We start from the raw sequence: 16,727 nt of genomic DNA, 5'->3' as shown, positions 1-16,727 counted from the left end.
TTGCGGTTTTTGGTGCTTATTTTTGCGATATAATTATGAGTATTTATAAATTAAAGATAAATTTTGAAGAACAAGGGAAAGAATCAATTGAACTACCAATAGCTGGGGGTGAAGATGTTCTTGACGTTTGTTTAGATAACAATATTCAGCTTCAGCACAACTGTGGTGGTGTTTGCGGTTGTAGTACTTGTCACGTCTATGTGATTAAGGGTATGGATAATATCCAGGACATTTCAGATAAGGAAGAAGATTTTATAGACCGTGCGGTACGCCCAAGAATCACATCCAGATTGGGTTGTCAGTGTGTAATCATCAATGGTGACATTGAAATCACCATTCCTGATCAATCCGAATTCTTAGGCCACTAGTTAAAACCAAAATAAAAAGAAGACATGCAAGATAAATTTGCTTTACCGATATACTGGAATGATCATGAAGATATTGCCCAGGAACTATACGAGAAGTTTGGTGATGATTTCAACGAAGCTAAGATCTATAGGATCAGGTTTACGGAACTGATTGATTGGGTACTTACATTGCCTAATTTTGAAGGTAAAAGAGAAGAAAGTACCGAAGGACACCTGGAGCAAATCCAATCTGCCTGGGTTTACGAGTGGAGAGATAACCAGGATTAGACATGTTCCTGCAAAAGCTACAGCACATCAATACGCTTATCTTTGATGTTGATGGCGTACTTACCGATGGTAGTATCCTCGCCTCTGATTCAGGAGAGTACCTACGAACATTTAATATCAAAGACGGTTATGCCTTACAATTAGCTGTAAAAAGAGGCTTTTTGATATGTATTATTTCTGGTGGAAAAGGGGCTGCAATGCAAAGCCGTTTCGAAGGATTAGGTATTGAAGAAATTTATCTAAATGTATCTGATAAAGTTTTAGTGTATAATGATCTATTGATAAAATACAACCTCATTTCTGAAAATGTGTTGTATATGGGTGATGATATACCTGATATTAACGTGATGAAGCTTGTAGGTGTTCCTACTTGTCCTGCGGATGCTGTACCAAAAATTAAAGCGATATCATCCTACATATCTCCATACCCCGGAGGTAAAACTGCAGTTAGAGATGTCATTGAAAAAGTGTTGAGGGTACAAGAAAGGTGGTTTGATGAACTACCTGATGCGTCCGACTCCGGTAAATAAAATTCATTTGCAACGCCTATGTTACAACAACGGATTAAACTTATTGCGGAGTTGCTCCTCTAAACATTATAAAAACAATTGACCTTAATAACGTTTAAAGAACTAAAAGCATGAAAAAATTATTAATTATCTGCGGACTGCTGTTCAGTGTGGTAACTTTTGCAAATGCACAGGATGCGCAAAAAAGTGGTGGACGTGGACAAGGCGGTGGTACTCCTGAAGAAAGAGCAAAAAGAAATGTGGCAATGGTTGCTGAGAAGTTGAAGTTAACTGATGATCAGAAAACTAAAGTAACTGCTATTTATCTGGAACAAAATGCAAAGATGAGAAAACTACGTGATTCATTAGGTGATGACAGGGATGCTTTTAGAGCAGTTATGGTTAAGCAAAATGAGGATACCAACTCTAAGATTGAAGTTTTGTTAACCGATGATCAAAAAAAGCTGTTCACCGCTTTAAAGGAAGAACGTAAAGAAATGATGAAGAAAAGAATGGAAAACGGCGGTGGTCGCCCAGTGGGGAACTAAATAGTTTAAACTTAGAAAATAATAAAAGCGACTTATGGTCGCTTTTATTATTTTAGCGGTATGTATCAACAGACACTTCCAATTATCCTCGCTTCCAAATCGCCACGCAGACAGGAATTACTCAAAGCCATGAACCTTGATTTTGAGGTTATATTAAAAGATGTAGATGAAAGTTATCCGGAAGATTTACTTCCTGCTGAGATTGCAGTTCATATTGCAGAAAAAAAAGCTGCTGCATTTCTGGAACTAAGCTTTGATCATATCGTAATCACGGCAGATACCATCGTGGCTTATAAAAGTCAAATATTGGGAAAGCCTATAGATGCTACCCATGCCAAAGAAATATTGCAAAATTTATCTGGAACTAACCATCAGGTATACACAGGGGTAAGTATTTCCCACCAAGGAAAGACTGCCTCTTTTTTTGACGTTACTGAAGTCTTCTTCAATGAGCTGACAACGGAACAAATAGATTACTATATCACAAACGGTAATCCTTTTGATAAGGCAGGAGGATACGGTATTCAAGATTGGATAGGATTGATAGGTGTGCAGAAGATCATAGGGTCTTACACTAACGTGATGGGACTGCCAACAGAAAAACTATATCATGCGCTATTAAGTATTTAATTCTTGGAGTGTGCAGAGTACACCCATTTTTAAATCATAAGTAGAGAGGAATAAGCGATGGAAACTGTTCAATTTAAATACGTAATTGGTGATCAGTGCAGCGATAACAATCATATCCACTCTTAGCTTAATTAATCTATCAAAATTTTGTCTTTCGTTGTGGGTGGATTTGATTAATTTCTTGGATAATAGGTGATAAGCTGATATATCGATCTCTGTGGATTTGATATATCTTATGTCCACATCTGGGTTAATCATTCCTGAAAATGTTTCAAATGCACCGGCAGAGCCCACTAATTGCTGAGGTTTATATCGTTTACATGCTTCCTGCAGTTCGAATAATTCGGATTCTAGTCTATTTTGAATAGACAGTTGATTTTCCAGACTTATAGGGTCAGATTTAAAATAAGCTTGTTGCAATCTTGCAGCGCCAATATTGTAGCTTTTTTTCCAAAGTATTCTTCGCTGATCACAAATTATGAATTCAGTACTTCCTCCACCGATGTCCATTATTAAAGATATATGGGTTAATACTCCGGTATCTTTTACGCCTTTATAAATGTAGTCAGCTTCTTCATCGCCACTAATTACAGTAATTTCTATTCCAGTTTCTAGCAAAGCGTCTTTGATAAAGTCATCGCCATTTGCAGCACTTCGTATGGCAGAAGTCGCAATAGCCTTTACTACAGTTACCTGGTAATTGTTTATTTCTTTTTTAAATGATTTCAAAGCAGCTATACCACGATTAAAGGCATCGGGTATAATCAAGTTTTCGTTAATTCTGCCTTCGCCCAACTTTACAGGAAGACTAGTTTTATATAATACTTTCTTATTAGTTCCATTAATATCAGCTATGATTAAATGAAAAGTATTTGTTCCCAGATCTATTATTGCAGATTTCATGTATGGAGGATTAGTAATCTTTAAAAGTAGCATATAAACTTAAAAAGGCATAAAAAAAGCCATCAGTTGAAATGATGGCTTTTTTATTTTAAGGTTTATAACTATTCAAAATATTCCTTCATTTTTTCGAAGAAGCTTTTGTCGTTCTTATTTGGCTGTGGCTTAAAGTTTGGAGATGCTCTTAGCTTCTCTAACATATTACGCTCTTCAGAACTCAATGCTTTTGGTGTCCAAATATTTACATGAATAATCTCATCGCCCCTATGGTAAGAGTTTACTTCAGGGATGCCTTTTCCTTTTAAGCGAAGCAATTTACCGCTTTGTGTTCCAGGTTCAATTTTGATCTTAACCTTTCCATCAATGGTAGGAACCTCAGCGCTGTAACCTAAGGCCGCGTCTATAATAGACACATGAAGATCGTATACCACATTGTTTCCTTCGCGCTTTAATGATTCGTGAGGAATTTCTTCAATCAGAATAATCAGGTCTCCTGGTATGCCGCCATTAGGAGCAGAATTACCTTTGCCGCTCATACTTAACTGCATGCCATCACTTACGCCGGCTGGGATGTTTATAGTTATAGTTTCCTCGCCACGCACTGTCCCATCACCATGACAAGATGTGCATTTCGCAGTGATCTGTTGTCCACTTCCATTACAGTTAGGGCAAGTAGAACTGGTTTGCATTTGACCAAGAATGGTATTTGTTACTCTTCTTACAGCTCCGCTTCCTCCACATGTATTACAAGTGCTTACAGATGATTTATCTTTAGCTCCCGTACCATCACAAGTTTTGCAAGTAATCTGTTTATTTACTTTTATTTTCTTTTCGCTACCGTTAGCAATTTCCTCTAGCGTAAGTTTTACTTTTATGCGAAGGTTAGATCCTTTTGCTACACGTCTTCCGCCACGGGATTGTTGGCCACCACCACCACCAAAAAAGCTATCAAAAGGACTGCCGCCACCTCCACCAAAGATATCGCCAAACTGACTAAATATATCTTCCATGTTCATGCCGCCGCCTCCATAACCGCCTCCACCGGATGCGCCGCCAACACCTGCATGACCATAATGGTCATAACGTTGCTTTTTTTCAGCATTGCTAAGTATCTCGTATGCCTCTGCCGCTTCCTTGAAGTTATCTTCTGCCTGCTTATCGCCTGGATTTTTATCAGGATGGTGCTTGATAGCCATCTTTCTATAGGCCTTTTTAATCTCTTCAGCTGATGCACTTTTGGTAACTCCTAGTACATCATAATAATCTCTCTTACTCATAATTAACTACCCACTACAACTTTAGCAAAGCGAATAACCTTATCATTTAAAGTATAGCCTTTTTCTAACTCATCTATTACTTTCCCTTTCAAATCATCATTAGGGGCAGGAATTTTGGTTATCGCTTCGTGATGATCAGTATCAAAAACCTTATTGACACTTTCCATTTCTTTCAAACCTTTTTGAACCAATATATTTTTAAGTTTTGCATGTACCAGATTAATACCCTCACGTATTGGATTAATATCTGTAGCACCATCCATGGCCTTTTCAGCACGATCAAAATCATCAAGAACAGAAAGCAATGAAACGATTACTTCCTTACCTGCAGTTTGTAAAAGCTCAACGCGTTCTTTTTGTGTACGACGTTTGTAATTGTCAAATTCTGCAAATAATCGAAGATATTTGTCGTTAAGTGCTGCATTATCCTGCTGAAGTTTTTCTTCAACTGATAATTCAGGAATATTTTGATGCTCCTCATTAATAGTAGCTTCTGGAGTGCTCTCAGTATTTAGCTGCTCTTCATTAGTATTTGTTTGTTCGTTCGCTTTCTCTTCCACAGTCTGATCTTCGTTAATATTTTTTTTCTTCTTGCTAAACATGGTATAGTAGAATTTTTTGATGTAAACTCAAATGTGTTGCCAATGCCATATATCAGTCATGCTGTCAGTTTTTTATTTATTAAACTGACCATAATGACTAAAAAGGAAAATTTTGTCAGCTATACTGATTAGACAATTTGTGCATCTTCATGAACAACACCACCCTCGCATTTGATAATTCTTGAAGGGAATGTGCGGATAATATGATAATCGTGGGTTGCCATTAACACGGCTGTACCTCCAAGGCTGATTTGTCTTAGCAACATAACAATTTCTTCAGAGGTATCGGGATCAAGGTTTCCCGTTGGCTCATCTGCAAGTATAATTTCAGGGTTATTCAATAATGCACGGGCAATTACAACGCGTTGTTGTTCACCGCCAGATAACTCATGGGGCATTTTTCTAAACTTGGATCTTAAGCCCACCTTTTCCAGTACATCTTTAATTCGCTCATCAATCAAAGCTTTATCTGTCCATCCGGTTGCTTTAAGAACAAAGTCCAGGTTCTTTTCAATTGTTCTGTCTGTAAGCAATTGAAAGTCTTGAAACACGATACCAAGTTTCCTACGTAAGTAGGGGACATCCTTTGTTGCCAGATTTTTTAAATCAAAACCTGCAACTAGACCATCTCCGTTACCAATATGTAGGTCTCCATATATAATTTTAAGCAAACTGCTCTTTCCTGATCCTGTCTGGCCAATTAAAAAAACAAACTCTCCCTTTTCGATGTCCAGGTTTACACTTGATAATACAAGGTGTTTTTGCTGGAATACATCTACATTTCTTAGGCTTATAACCGTATCTGCCATTGTTAAATTTCTATTTTAGCGATTTTTCCAAAAGGTAAATCATTTACAAAATCCATTATAAAATGTAGCTTATCACTCAGGCCCAGTTTTTCCAGAGATTTATCTGGTCTGTCTACCCTAAAGTAAGCTAGCAGCGTAAATTTATCATCCCTCAATTGTACATAATCAGGAATTTTCGCGATACCTTTTACTTTTATAATATACATTTATGTCAAAAATAGTATTTCAAATTGAGAATTGAGTGATTTGATCGTTTTATCTGATGACTGTTAGTGAACCTGAAAGCGGTTTAGATTTAGAATCTAAGTTGATAATGTAATAATACACGCCCACAGGTACGTCTTTATTGTTTTGCTTTCCATTCCATGGTTTTTGGAAATATTCTGATGTTTCATATACTACTTCCCCATATCGATTAAGTATGCTCACCTTAGGTTTTTCGTAGGTTTCTATCGCCGATATGTTCCATAAGTCATTTATCCCGTCACCGTTAGGACTAAAGCTTGGCGGTACAGTAACTTGGTTATAGACCCTTACAAATACTTGGTCCGTCGCACTAACACACCCATTACCTGATATCACAGTAAGTGTATAAGTAGTGCTTATGGCAGGAGATGCAATTGGGTTTAACTTTCTCGGATCGTCTAACCCCAACTCTGGCGACCACAGATAGCTAATATCATCTCCTCCAACGGTTCCCTGAAGCGATACATTATTTCCCAAAAGCATAACTTTATCTGCCCCTGCATTTGACTTTGGATTGTTAAACACAGTTACGTTTACCTGGGCCGTCCTAAAACAAGCGCCATTAGAAATGGAAACAGTGTATAGAGTTGTTTTAGTCGGGCTTGCTATTGGATTTGCGATATCTGTAGCAGACAAGCCCAGGCTTGGTTGCCAGCTATAGGTAGTGCCTCCGCTTGCATTGAGCATTACAGTTGATCCCTCACAAATTTCCAAACTGGTTTTTTCTACTTGGGGTACGGGTGGCTTTGATATTGTCACATCTACGCTTGAACTTGCTTCGCATCCCAAACTATTCACCTTTACAGAATATGTTCCCGTCATTGTGTACTTGGCATCTGGAATTATAGGGGATTTTTGTGTAGAAAATATCTTACCGGCAGGGTCTCGCCATTCATAGGTGCCGACGGCATCAACTACATCGAGTATAATGGCATCGCCAAAGCAAACTGTTCCATTGCTTATTGCTTTTGGGACAGGATAGGTATTAACATTGATTATAAGCTCTGGAGAAGTGGTTCTGCAACTTACTGCATTAAAGTTTTGCATAGTACCAACTGCTAATCTGTACCTATATTTTCCTGGTATCGCATTTGTAAAAGTAACTTTCGTAGAGGTAGTTGTTTCCCCTACAATATCAAGCCATCCGTTTCCAATGTTGCGCTGCCATTGATATTTCATTCCGGTGCCTCCAGAAACATTGGCCGAGAGGTTAAAAATAGCGTCTGTTTGTTCACAGATATTTTTTTGAGTATTGGTTTTGCCATCTATTTCAGGAATAATTAGTGGTCCGCAGGCCCTAAAAGTTATGTCATCCAATGCGATGTCATTCCCATTACCACCTAATCCATTATTAATCATTCTGATTTTTATCTGGCTTGAAGAAGTAGTTGTAAACTTCAATCCATACTGCCTCCAATTTGGGTCCCTATTTGGCAGATCACCAGTATTGTAAGTGCCAAGCACCTGTCCATCTGTAGAAAGTATGTAGAAGGTGATGTTTGGCTGTATACCGTCTATCTTTAATAAATTGAACACCCAGGCTGCAAACTCGTAAGTGGTATTAGGACAAAGATCATCGACTTCAGTCTCATAAAAGATACCTGGTGCCGGGGCAGCATTTACGATCATCATATAGCCGTCAAAATCATTTGGAGTATGGTTGAATATATTATACCATCCTCCGTTTAGTCCATTAGTAGTTTTTACAACGGTATAATCTCCCTCCCCGTTTGGACTCCTCAAAGTTACAAAGCGATAATCTGTTGCAGAGCCAATGCTGGGACCATAATTGGCAGTCCCCCTTCCAAAATCTATATTTACTACGGGATCTCCCAATGATCCTTCGCATACCTGAGCATTTGCTATTCCAAATGAAAAGAATAGGAACGCAAATATCAAAAAATAACAATAAAATTTAAGATGGTAGTTGAGTTTCACATGTAAGGTTTATTCTAATCAATATACTTCTAAATATTGATAACGTCCCAACTTTTTATTTACAGCGTTTTTATGAAGTCTATGGTATTTACGTTGTCGGCATAATCCCAAAGTTTTGGGTGCTGAGTTTCACCAAAATTAGACACAAGACCTTCAATATTCAATTTTGCAACACTCACTATACATTGCAGGTTTTCTTCTGCTGCTTGTAAAATAAGTTCAACATCTTTTAGGTCATTGTATTTCTCAAAATATAAAACCGCAAGTGGTGATGAGAACCCTTGATCTTCTTTTAATAGCAAAAAGCCATTATCAAAGTGAGTCGCATTGTTTACAAGGTAAATGGATTTGTTATAATCGTAATTGTTGTTGTATTTAAAATGATTGATGATGTCTTTATATTTCTCAATCGGTTCAAAGAAAAATTTAATATCGTAATTTTCAGGAATATAAATCTTGGATACATTTCTGCAACCCAGTCCAAAATAATCGAATAAATCGTGCCCCAACTCTTCAATATCATGAGGAGTTTCATTGCCTGTCAATACAGCCACACTAGTGCGGTTTTTTCTTATAATATTAGGTACGTTTCCAAAATAGTGTTCAAAATATCTGGATGTATTATTACTGCCTGTTGCAATAATGGCATTAAAATCCTTTAATCGTTCTGCATAGATGATTTGAGCGGAAAGCATAGGTTCTATTTCAACTAATTTAGAAAGCATTGCAGGCAAAAGCTTATCATCAGCAGTGGAAAGTTTAATCATTGCTATATTTCCCGTTGCCAGTACACAAAGTACATCGTGAAAACCCACCAGCGGAATATTCCCAGCCAATATCAAACCTATTTTCTTAGGGGATGAACTTATCTCAATATCTTTAAACCAGATTTTAAGATCCTCTGAATTAAGCATTTCAGCTAAAGCATTTAGCGCTTTTTTTACCTCCTCCTGTGTAAACCATGCGTTGCTATTTCTTACGTTGTAAAGTAGCTCATCAAGCTCGTCGGTAGGTTGTGAGATAAAGGTGCTAAGTTTATTAAATGCAATAATTAATTGTTCAGCGGTAAGGATTGGCATATTTCCAACAATTTTAAAGTTTAAGTGTTATATTTGCGTTGCAAAGGTAAACTTAGCAAATAGAATTAAACGAAGACATGGCTATTATAATAACAGACGAATGTATTAACTGCGGAGCATGTGAGCCTGAATGCCCGAATAATGCAATTTATGACGCAGGCACGGCTTGGAGATTTTCTGATGGTACCAATTTAAATGGTGTTATTGATTTTGGTGGTAAGAAAATCGAAGCGGATGCTGCTCAAGATGCAGTATCTGATGAGGTTTACTATATTGTATCAGACAAATGTACAGAGTGTAAAGGTTTTCATGATGAGCCACAATGCGCAGCTGTATGTCCGGTTGATTGCTGTATTGATGATGAAGATGTACGCGAAACAGTAGAGGAATTGTTAGCTAAAAAAACCTGGTTACATCAGGAAGGCTGATATCCAAAATAAAATAGTAAAGGGCATCATAATGGTGCCCTTTTTTTATAAACTATTTATCTTCAAACTTGTTTGGTATAATTAAAACAGGACAAGCTGATTTTCTGGCTACATGTTCTGCAACACTTCCCATTAGAAAATGATATAATCCCGTCCTTCCATAGGTACCTATTACAATTAGGTCAGCCGCATATTCCTCCGCTTGTCTGATGATGCCATGTGCAGCACTGTCAATTACGCTAAAATAAGTTGTAGGCACTCCGTTACTAAACTTGTTTTCAATCTCTTTTAACAAAACGTGACTGTTTTCCTCACTATTGTCGTAAGTATCCAAAAAAACTGGTGCAAGCGTCAGGTCAGGGTTAACATTGGCTGGCACGGGTTCTATAATGTTAACCAATGCAACCTCAGATCCAAATGTTTTAGCCAGTTCGTAACCTGCCTTTGCCGCCTTTTCAGAGCATGTACTATTGTCAACAGCTATCAATATTTTTTTGAGGTTCATCTTCGTAAGAATTAAGTTTTATTATAATATGTATAACAAATTAACTTCTCAAAAGTTTACTTTTATAACATTGAAATAGATTATGGATCAGATATATGGAATATGCAAGGTGGCTATTGCGCCGTTACGATCAACACCTTCTGATAAAGCGGAAATTGCTTCACAATTACTTTTTGGGGACCAGGTAGAAATTATAGAAAAGAAGGGTCATTGGTGGCATATTAAAAGTACCTATGATGATTACGAAGGCTGGATGGATTTCAAGCAACTTGAGCCAATAAACGAGGCCGTATTTTCTGCTAATTCAGATTGCCAGTATATTGTTCCAGCCAATCCATTAAATATTTTAACAGATGCTGATGGTAGCAATTATTATCTTAGTCCTGGGTGTAACTTACCTTTATTTAAAGATGGCATCTGCTTTATTGGTGATAAGTCCTTAATTGTCGAATTCACGCCTGCCAGATTTGTTTTTACTGATTTGGAGAAGCTGATAACTAGCGCCCGGTTTTTTCTAAATACCCCATATCTATGGGGTGGACGAAGTCTTTTTGGTATAGATTGTTCTGGATTTGTGCAAATTGTTTTTAAATTAAATGGTATCAAACTGAGAAGAGATGCATGGCAACAAGCAGAAGAAGGCCTAATAGTCGATTTCCTTCAGGAAGTACAGCCTGGAGATGTTGCATTTTTTGATAACGATGAAGGGAAGATCATACATGTTGGTATCATGCTAAATTCTTCGGAGATCATTCATGCATCCGGGAAGGTTAAAGTAGACCCTATAGATGGTCAGGGTATTTACAGTAATGAACTAAATCGCTACACCCATAAGCTTAGAATTATTAAACGCTTTGTTTAATTTTTTTAGTATTTTCATAAATAAATAACCAAATGAAATTTCCTTTTCTCTCTCTTCTTTTTGTATTGGCGACCGTCAAATGTTCGTTTGCACAAAACTCGTTAAGCCAAAGTAGCACAGGTAGTTCATATAGCCTGGTTTATAAACTTACCAATGCAGAAATATTTAAAATTGCAAGCAATAGACAGCTGGAAATAAATGACAGTTTCTTACACACCGTAGTTGATACCTTCAAAATTGAACGCGGGCTTATCAAGTATAAGAAACTGTCTTATGGGAATTATTTAGTGGTAAATGCTATTAAAAGCAAGCTCCATTATCAACTCTATTCCGTTTCTAACGTAAATGTTAAATTTTTAAAAGACGGAAAGAACTTCAAGTTTTTAGTAACTGATCTTAAGGGAAACCAAATTTATGATGCAGAAGCGCGCATTAACAATTCGGTAACCAGGTTTAATAAACAAATACATGCTTACCCAGGTAAAAATCAAGGTAAGCAACCTATTATTACGATATCTTATCAGGGCGTTAATAGTTATTTCCGTTTTTATGATGGGACTGAAGGCGTAAAGAAAATCTCTTTTTTTAGCAAATTATTTAAGGCAAAATCAGTGAGAAGTGGTAGATCAGAAGAAGATGATGAGGAAAAGTATCGTGGAACTTTAATTTTTAACAAGCCTATATACAGGCCAGGGGATACCGTTAAATTCAAAACATTTTTAATGACTAAATCAGGCAAAGCGATCAAAAGCAAGATGCTGCATGTCTATGTGGGTAATACTAAAGGAAAAGAAGTATTTGTTACATCATTAGTGCCTTACCGCGATGGGGGATATGAAGGTAGTTTTGTGTTGAATGACAGTTTGAAATTGAAATTAGACTACACACAGAATTTAACATTTAAGGAAAATCTCCATGGAGAATGGCGAGATGTAGTTTTGGGATCGTTTAAGTTTGAAGATTATGAATTAAAAGCAACAAATCTTGCGATACGTACAGATCAGCAAACCTATTACCCTGGAATGCCAGCAACCCTGTATGTAAAAGCAACAGATGAGAATGGCCTCGCTGTGCCAGATGGCCGAATAGAAGTTACCCTAAGGAGTTCTTCGCCTTCAAATTTTGCTGCTGATGATGTTTTTGTCAGGGACACGTTATTCGCAACAAAAAAGGTTCTGGATCCATTGGGCGAAACCAAGCTAGTATTGCCTGAAAACATTTTTCCCAAAGCAGATGTAGATGTACAAGTCAATGTCGTCTTTTTTAATAGCAACAATGAGCGAATAGAGGCAAATAGCAACTTTTCCTATAAACTACATGAAGGAGCGTTAGTGCTAATTTTAAACAAAGATAGCCTGCTTTTAGACTTTAAAGTTAACGGGAAAAGTCAGCCGCAACGGGCAAAATTATATGCGGTTTATACGGACTATGCTACGGCTGATTCAAGTCATATTAACTTGCCAGTTAAGATACCAATAGACGGTAGGGTAAATAGGTACAAAATCCGACTTTCTGATGGAAATGTATATGAACAGTATCTGTGGAATTTTAATTCCGGTTTAAAGCCTACCGCTGTGCTTTCTAAAGATTCATTAAATATACATGTAGACAATAAAGGCAGACTTCCATTTTGGTACACTGTTTTTTCAAATAATGATGTGGTTCTTCAGGGCTACTCAAATCATTTAGACACTGTTTTTAAGTTCAATAGTTCGAAGTCTGCTGAAGTTGTCTTGAATTATAATTGGGCAGGAGGTATTGACCAAAAATCCTTTAGGGCAAGTTATGACTTACACCCGCTGAGCGTTTCGTTAAAAACGCCCTTAGTGGTTTATCCAGGGCAAACTGTTGACATGGAAGTAATGGTTTCAGATGTAAATGGCAAGCCGGTACCAAAAACAGATATTACCGCATATGCGCATACTTCGAAATTTAGAGGAAGCCAAGACCCGTATTTGCCAATATTTGAGAAAACTTTTATAAGGCAACAAAAAAGTAATAGCGTACAACGTGTTCAGCTGGAAGGACAGCAACAGCTGGAATGGGATAAATGGGGCCAACGACTTGGATTGGATACGCTGGCGTTTTATAGATTTATCAACGCGTCAGAACTTGAAGTTTTTAAAGAATCTGTTAAAGACACAGCTTCGGTGCTAGTTCCTTTTGTGGTCAAAGGAGGGGAGATTGAACCAGTTCATATCATTTATGTTGATGATGTTCCGGTATATTTTAGTCAGTCAGAACAGCTAAAAAGGTATGCATTCAGAATAAAGCCGGGGAACCACCAAATTAGGTTGCGGACAATAGATCATGAAATTGCATACAACGGTAACTTTAATGGCGGTGAACGCATTACATTAGCTATTAAACCAAGTTTGGACAATACTAAAGCCAAAGTAACAGATGTTTCTCCTTTTCTTACTGTTGATGAACGGGACAAATTGTCAAAATACATGATTTTGCTCTATGATAATTTTGAAGGGGCTAAATCCACTATTTCAGATAACACACAAACGCTTTTAGTCAATCCACCACCTAACCCCTATAAGAGACATGATTTATTGATTGGTCCTTTAGCGGCAACAGGTTTAAAGTTTAACTCCGGACCAATTCACCAGAGCTTCAATAAAGAAGATGGTTATGTTTATGGATTTCTGCCAGACAGGATCATTAAACGAGAAGTTAAGCCGGTATTCCCTTTATATTTTAGTATGAGTAAAGGGAATGAGAACAGGGATTACCAGCAAAAGCCATTGGTACAGAATGCAATTGACAGCATATGGAATAACTACCTGAATTCACGTAGTCGCTCTGAGTCGCTGGTTAAAAACCCTTCGATTACAGGTACAAACTACGGGGTTCTTAAGGTAGTTATTGACCCTTCCATCCTAAAAAAACTTTCATATATCAAAAATACAGTTGTCTATACAGATTCAGATAAGGGGTATAGGTATATTCAGCCTGGGGATTGGGGAGCACTATTTACATTGAAACCTGCAAATTACAGGTTGCTGTTCCTATTGGAAGATAATCGTTATATTTTGGTAGATGGAATAGAGGTTAAAGCCTATGGACAAAATTACTACCACATTAAGGATGTTAAGGTACTAGGCCCTGATGAAATAAGTATTGGATTGGATAGGGAAATTAAATCCGCGGGCGAAAGAACTGTCGAATCTTATCCTAAAGATTTCATAAAGCAACCCACAATAGCCGAAAACATAACTACACTAGACAAAAGTTTGAGAGTAATCAGGATGGCTGGAAGTGTAGTTGATGCGGCAACGGGAGAGCCAATGGGAGGGGCATATATATCTGTCCAGGTAGGAAATGTCCTTAAGGTTATTGGTGTAGCCCAAACGGATGGTAAATTCGATATCATGGTGCCAAAAAGGGGTAAGTTAACAATTTCATATATTTCCTACGATAAGCAAGTCATCCGAATTCGTCAAACATACAACCTGTTGATTAAAATGAAAGAAAGTAGAGATGGTTTATATGATGAGGTAGTTATCCGTGGGTATTCGAATAATAATGGTGCTCCGGGAATGCGTGGTTCTACAAATATCAGGGGATTAAGCACAATTAGCGGAACTGGGTCCTCAGGTAGTCAAAATGGATCTTTAGGAGAAGAGCCCCTTTACATATTGGATGGCAAAGTGTTTAATGGCAAATTCGCAGATTTAGCAGCAGATAATATTCAGTCCATCGAAGTGCTAAAAGATAAAGAAGCCATAAGCTTATACGGCACAGCTGGAGCCAATGGAGTCATAGTGATTACTTCACTAAATGTGAGCGGCGCTGCTAATGGAATTTATCAGCAACAAACCATGCGAAATAATTTTTCTGATTACGCCTTCTGGCAGCCCAGGCTAATCACCGATGAAAATGGAAAAGCCAGTTTTAAGGTGACTTTTCCTGATGATATCACCAGTTGGACAACCCGTGTTGTGGCAATTAATGGGAATAAACAATCTGGTATCGATAAATCAGAAATTAAATCCTTTAAAACACTGAGCGCCAGTTTTTCCGCACCACTTTTTGCATTAAAGGGAGATTCCATCTATGTTATTGGGAAACTAATGAATTATGGTTTGTCTGAAGAACAGGCCACTAGAAAATTCACTTATAATGGAAAGGAGCTGATTAATGGATTGGTTAAGTTCAAAAATGCCAATATAGATACAATTGCTGTTGTAGCGAATGGAACGGATACGGACAGCCTAACCTTTCAATATTCTATGGAAAAATCCAACGGTTATTTCGACGGAGAACTCCGTAAAATACCGGTATTTTCAACAGGAGTCCAGGAATCTGTTGGTAAATTTGATGTGCTTTTAGCAGACACCTCTTTGGTCTACAACTTTGATCCTGCTTTGGGAAATGTTACTCTTCATGCAGAACGATCCATATTTCCTGTGCTCCTGGACGAGATAGAAAAGATTAGCAGTTATGAATATCTTTGTAACGAACAACTAGCTTCAAAATTGAAGGCCTTATTGTTGGAACGTCAAATTAGCTCATCCCTACATATCGCGTTTAAAGAAGAACGACAAATAAAGGTGCTCATAAAAAAAATACAGTCAGCTGCAACTACAAGTAATTTATGGGGTTGGTGGCAGGACAGTAATCCCGAATATTGGATTAGTTTACATTCCATACAAGCCCTGCTCAAAGCCGGTGCCCAAGGTTATAAAATATCGATAGATACTGCTCACATGACAAGTGCCATATTAGCGGGAATGGCCGAGAAAAAACAAGCAGATCAATTTTATGCATTGAAAATGCTGAAATTACTGAAAGGCAATTACAGTAAAGCATCGGATTGGGTATCATACTTTGAAAATGAAATCATAGATAGGCAGAAAAACAATAAGGCGGTATCGCTTATTGAAAAACTCCAGTTGATGGAGATGAAACAATCTTTAGGGATGCCTGTAGCGATAGACTGGCTGCTGAGCATTAAAAGGAAGACCTTGCTTGGTAATTCCTATTGGGGCGAGCCTTCTAATAAATTTTGGGATAACAGCATTCAAAATAGCTTATTGGCCTATAAGATCTTGAAGACAGATGGGCATCATCAATCTGAGCTTGATCAAATAGCCAGATATTTTCTCGAACAAAGGAGGGATGGACAATGGAGAAATACTTATGAGTCTTCTTTGATATTGGAAACCATCCTTCCAGAGCTACTTGCATCAGGACTTCATATGGATGAGACAAGTTTAGTGCTAAACAAAGCCGATAAAGTCAATTCTTTTCCATTGACGAAGAACATAGGTGCTGGAAGTTTGACTGTTGATAAAAAAGGTAAAGCCCCTATTTATTTCACAGCTTACCAGCAATTTCAAAACCCAGTACCTAAGAAGGTATCTCAGGACTTTACCGTAAATACATCATTCCTTCAAAATGGGGTTAAGGTAACACAACTTAAGGCCGGTGCGATTACTACCTTAGAGGTAGAGGTTGAGGTGAAAGCAGATGCGAATTATGTCATGGTAGAAATACCAATTCCCGCAGGATGTTCTTATTATTCCAAAAAACAGGAGTATGGTGGTATTGAAACCCACAGAGAATACTTCAAAAACAAAACTTCTGTATTCTGTGCAGGTTTAAAGATAGGGAAATATGTTTTTGAAGTGCAGCTCATGCCGAGATACACGGGTAAGTATACCGTAAATCCTGCCAAGGCAGAGCTTATGTATTTTCCTACATTTTATGGAAGGGAAGGCATTAAGAAAGTAGCTATAAACTAACTT

At 37.6% G+C, this 16,727-nt stretch carries 16 protein-coding genes; 8 read left to right on the top strand and 8 right to left on the bottom strand.

What is annotated here, in order from left to right; all coding sequences use genetic code 11:
- Nucleotides 1-35 precede the first annotated feature (35 nt).
- The 5 genes from ACVWYN_RS07830 to ACVWYN_RS07810 all read left to right on the top strand — a co-directional run bounded on the left by ACVWYN_RS07830 (nt 36) and on the right by ACVWYN_RS07810 (nt 2,322).
- Complete coding sequence (locus tag ACVWYN_RS07830; protein ID WP_457288280.1) at nt 36-368, top strand: 2Fe-2S iron-sulfur cluster-binding protein; 333 nt, start codon at nt 36-38, stop codon at nt 366-368.
- A gap of 24 nt (nt 369-392) precedes the next feature.
- The gene (gene iscX, locus ACVWYN_RS07825) at nt 393-635 is read left to right on the top strand and encodes a Fe-S cluster assembly protein IscX (protein WP_457288279.1); all 243 of its coding nucleotides are present in this window, start codon (nt 393-395) and stop codon (nt 633-635) included.
- Between the two features lie 2 nt (nt 636-637).
- A complete protein-coding gene (locus ACVWYN_RS07820) occupies nt 638-1,165 on the top strand; it encodes a KdsC family phosphatase (RefSeq protein WP_457288278.1) in 528 nt (175 codons plus the stop codon).
- Between the two features lie 110 nt (nt 1,166-1,275).
- Nucleotides 1,276-1,692 carry a hypothetical protein gene (locus ACVWYN_RS07815; protein WP_457288277.1) on the top strand — a complete coding sequence of 139 codons (417 nt, stop codon included), beginning with the start codon at nt 1,276-1,278 and terminating at the stop codon, nt 1,690-1,692.
- A gap of 60 nt (nt 1,693-1,752) precedes the next feature.
- Nucleotides 1,753-2,322: a Maf family nucleotide pyrophosphatase gene (locus ACVWYN_RS07810; RefSeq protein ID WP_457288276.1), complete on the top strand. Its 570-nt coding sequence runs from the start codon at nt 1,753-1,755 to the stop codon at nt 2,320-2,322.
- Here the strand turns inward: ACVWYN_RS07810 and ACVWYN_RS07805 are convergent.
- From ACVWYN_RS07805 to ACVWYN_RS07775, 7 genes are all read right to left on the bottom strand, one after another.
- Nucleotides 2,311-3,225, bottom strand: coding sequence for a Ppx/GppA phosphatase family protein (locus ACVWYN_RS07805; RefSeq protein ID WP_457288275.1), 915 nt, complete (start codon nt 3,223-3,225; stop codon nt 2,311-2,313). The genes ACVWYN_RS07810 and ACVWYN_RS07805 overlap by 12 nt on opposite strands.
- A 101-nt stretch (nt 3,226-3,326) precedes the next feature.
- Entirely contained in the window at nt 3,327-4,499 is a 1,173-nt protein-coding gene (gene dnaJ / locus ACVWYN_RS07800) for a molecular chaperone DnaJ (RefSeq protein WP_457288274.1), read from the bottom strand.
- Between the two features lie 2 nt (nt 4,500-4,501).
- Nucleotides 4,502-5,101 (bottom strand): nucleotide exchange factor GrpE, encoded by a 600-nt coding sequence (locus ACVWYN_RS07795; protein ID WP_457288273.1) that lies wholly within the window; start codon nt 5,099-5,101, stop codon nt 4,502-4,504.
- A 128-nt stretch (nt 5,102-5,229) separates the two neighbouring features.
- Nucleotides 5,230-5,910: a cell division ATP-binding protein FtsE gene (locus ACVWYN_RS07790; RefSeq protein ID WP_457288272.1), complete on the bottom strand. Its 681-nt coding sequence runs from the start codon at nt 5,908-5,910 to the stop codon at nt 5,230-5,232.
- Between the two features lie 2 nt (nt 5,911-5,912).
- Nucleotides 5,913-6,116 carry a fructose-6-phosphate aldolase gene (locus ACVWYN_RS07785; protein ID WP_457288271.1) on the bottom strand — a complete coding sequence of 68 codons (204 nt, stop codon included), beginning with the start codon at nt 6,114-6,116 and terminating at the stop codon, nt 5,913-5,915.
- A gap of 49 nt (nt 6,117-6,165) precedes the next feature.
- A complete protein-coding gene (locus ACVWYN_RS07780; RefSeq protein WP_457288270.1) occupies nt 6,166-8,055 on the bottom strand; it encodes a T9SS type B sorting domain-containing protein in 1,890 nt (629 codons plus the stop codon).
- Between the two features lie 98 nt (nt 8,056-8,153).
- On the bottom strand, nt 8,154-9,173 hold the full coding sequence (locus ACVWYN_RS07775) for an acyl-CoA reductase (protein WP_457288269.1): 1,020 nt from the start codon (nt 9,171-9,173) through the stop codon (nt 8,154-8,156).
- A 77-nt stretch (nt 9,174-9,250) separates the two neighbouring features.
- On the opposite strand from ACVWYN_RS07775, the gene ACVWYN_RS07770 reads away from it, so the two are divergent.
- Entirely contained in the window at nt 9,251-9,601 is a 351-nt protein-coding gene (locus ACVWYN_RS07770; RefSeq protein ID WP_457288268.1) for a 4Fe-4S binding protein, read from the top strand.
- A 52-nt stretch (nt 9,602-9,653) separates the two neighbouring features.
- Here the strand turns inward: ACVWYN_RS07770 and ACVWYN_RS07765 are convergent, their stop codons facing one another.
- On the bottom strand, nt 9,654-10,106 hold the full coding sequence (locus tag ACVWYN_RS07765) for a universal stress protein (RefSeq protein WP_457288267.1): 453 nt from the start codon (nt 10,104-10,106) through the stop codon (nt 9,654-9,656).
- Between the two features lie 82 nt (nt 10,107-10,188).
- On the opposite strand from ACVWYN_RS07765, the gene ACVWYN_RS07760 reads away from it, so the two are divergent.
- Complete coding sequence (locus tag ACVWYN_RS07760; RefSeq protein ID WP_457288266.1) at nt 10,189-10,968, top strand: C40 family peptidase; 780 nt, start codon at nt 10,189-10,191, stop codon at nt 10,966-10,968.
- 32 nt (nt 10,969-11,000) lie between these two features.
- Nucleotides 11,001-16,724, top strand: coding sequence for an alpha-2-macroglobulin family protein (locus tag ACVWYN_RS07755; protein ID WP_457288265.1), 5,724 nt, complete (start codon nt 11,001-11,003; stop codon nt 16,722-16,724).
- Nucleotides 16,725-16,727: the final 3 nt, after the last annotated feature.

It is taken from the genome of Pedobacter sp. UYP24 (assembly GCF_054057295.1).
Note: the sequence above shows the minus strand (reverse complement) of the source record. Positions and strands in the feature narration are given on the sequence as shown.

Coding starts and splice junctions, on each gene's coding strand:
- ACVWYN_RS07830 (WP_457288280.1), top strand. CDS start 36: ATGAGTATTTATAAATTAAAGATAAATTTTGAAGAACAAGGGAAAGAA.
- iscX (WP_457288279.1), top strand. CDS start 393: ATGCAAGATAAATTTGCTTTACCGATATACTGGAATGATCATGAAGAT.
- ACVWYN_RS07820 (WP_457288278.1), top strand. CDS start 638: ATGTTCCTGCAAAAGCTACAGCACATCAATACGCTTATCTTTGATGTT.
- ACVWYN_RS07815 (WP_457288277.1), top strand. CDS start 1,276: ATGAAAAAATTATTAATTATCTGCGGACTGCTGTTCAGTGTGGTAACT.
- ACVWYN_RS07810 (WP_457288276.1), top strand. CDS start 1,753: ATGTATCAACAGACACTTCCAATTATCCTCGCTTCCAAATCGCCACGC.
- ACVWYN_RS07805 (WP_457288275.1), bottom strand. CDS start 3,225: ATGAAATCTGCAATAATAGATCTGGGAACAAATACTTTTCATTTAATC.
- dnaJ (WP_457288274.1), bottom strand. CDS start 4,499: ATGAGTAAGAGAGATTATTATGATGTACTAGGAGTTACCAAAAGTGCA.
- ACVWYN_RS07795 (WP_457288273.1), bottom strand. CDS start 5,101: ATGTTTAGCAAGAAGAAAAAAAATATTAACGAAGATCAGACTGTGGAA.
- ACVWYN_RS07790 (WP_457288272.1), bottom strand. CDS start 5,910: ATGGCAGATACGGTTATAAGCCTAAGAAATGTAGATGTATTCCAGCAA.
- ACVWYN_RS07785 (WP_457288271.1), bottom strand. CDS start 6,116: ATGTATATTATAAAAGTAAAAGGTATCGCGAAAATTCCTGATTATGTA.
- ACVWYN_RS07775 (WP_457288269.1), bottom strand. CDS start 9,173: ATGCCAATCCTTACCGCTGAACAATTAATTATTGCATTTAATAAACTT.
- ACVWYN_RS07770 (WP_457288268.1), top strand. CDS start 9,251: ATGGCTATTATAATAACAGACGAATGTATTAACTGCGGAGCATGTGAG.
- ACVWYN_RS07765 (WP_457288267.1), bottom strand. CDS start 10,106: ATGAACCTCAAAAAAATATTGATAGCTGTTGACAATAGTACATGCTCT.
- ACVWYN_RS07760 (WP_457288266.1), top strand. CDS start 10,189: ATGGATCAGATATATGGAATATGCAAGGTGGCTATTGCGCCGTTACGA.
- ACVWYN_RS07755 (WP_457288265.1), top strand. CDS start 11,001: ATGAAATTTCCTTTTCTCTCTCTTCTTTTTGTATTGGCGACCGTCAAA.